Raw genomic sequence first — 1,353 nt, 5'->3', positions numbered from 1 at the left:
CCTTGAGCAGTGACGTTACTCGCAGAATAAGCACCGGCTAACTCTGTGCCAGCAGCCGCGGTAATACAGAGGGTGCAAGCGTTAATCGGAATTACTGGGCGTAAAGCGCGCGTAGGCGGTTGCGTAAGTTGGATGTGAAATCCCCGGGCTCAACCTGGGAATTGCATTCAAAACTGCGCGGCTAGAGTGTGGGAGAGGAAGGTAGAATTCCAGGTGTAGCGGTGAAATGCGTAGATATCTGGAGGAATACCGATGGCGAAGGCAGCCTTCTGGCCTAACACTGACGCTGAGGTGCGAAAGCATGGGGAGCAAACAGGATTAGATACCCTGGTAGTCCATGCCGTAAACGATGTCTACTAGCCGTTGGGGGACTTGATCCTTTAGTGGCGCAGCTAACGCATTAAGTAGACCGCCTGGGGAGTACGGTCGCAAGACTAAAACTCAAATGAATTGACGGGGGCCCGCACAAGCGGTGGAGCATGTGGTTTAATTCGATGCAACGCGAAGAACCTTACCTGGCCTTGACATGTCTGGAATCCTGCAGAGATGCGGGAGTGCCTTCGGGAATCAGAACACAGGTGCTGCATGGCTGTCGTCAGCTCGTGTCGTGAGATGTTGGGTTAAGTCCCGCAACGAGCGCAACCCTTGTCCTTAGTTGCCAGCACGTAATGGTGGGAACTCTAGGGAGACTGCCGGTGACAAACCGGAGGAAGGCGGGGACGACGTCAAGTCATCATGGCCCTTACGGCCAGGGCTACACACGTGCTACAATGGTCGGTACAAAGGGTTGCTAGCCCGCGAGGGTACGCCAATCTCAAAAAGCCGATCGTAGTCCGGATTGGAGTCTGCAACTCGACTCCATGAAGTCGGAATCGCTAGTAATCGCGGATCAGAATGCCGCGGTGAATACGTTCCCGGGCCTTGTACACACCGCCCGTCACACCATGGGAGTTTGTTGCACCAGAAGTAGGTAGCTTAACCGCAAGGAGGGCGCTTACCACGGTGTGGCCAATGACTGGGGTGAAGTCGTAACAAGGTAGCCGTAGGGGAACCTGCGGCTGGATCACCTCCTTAATCGATTTCGATGCCTCATTCTGCAAGAACCCACAACAAGTTGTCTGATCAAATGTAAGCCCGAGCTTAGCGGGCCTGTAGCTCAGTTGGTTAGAGCACACGCTTGATAAGCGTGGGGTCACAAGTTCAAATCTTGTCAGGCCCACCACTAAGTTGGGTTACGGGCTGCAGCACGAGGGGCCATAGCTCAGCTGGGAGAGCGCCAGCTTTGCAAGCTGGATGTCGTCGGTTCGATCCCGACTGGCTCCACCATCAAAGCGTGATGGCCTGGGTTGTGAC

Annotated in this window: 2 tRNA genes and 1 rRNA gene; all 3 read left to right on the top strand. The window is 54.8% G+C overall.

The window, feature by feature from the left end:
* Positions 1-1,074 (top strand): 16S ribosomal RNA (locus F595_RS0100060); the annotation flags it as partial.
* 71 nt (positions 1,075-1,145) lie between these two features.
* A tRNA-Ile gene (locus F595_RS0100055) sits at positions 1,146-1,222 on the top strand.
* Positions 1,223-1,250: 28 nt separating this feature from the next.
* Positions 1,251-1,326 (top strand) — tRNA-Ala (locus tag F595_RS0100050).
* The last annotated feature ends 27 nt before the right edge of the window (positions 1,327-1,353 follow it).

Origin of the sequence: Perlucidibaca piscinae DSM 21586 (genome assembly GCF_000420045.1) — a bacterium.
Lineage (GTDB): Bacteria > Pseudomonadota > Gammaproteobacteria > Pseudomonadales > Moraxellaceae > Perlucidibaca > Perlucidibaca piscinae.
The sequence above is the reverse complement of the archived record's forward strand: the minus strand, read 5'-3'. Positions and strand labels throughout refer to the sequence as shown.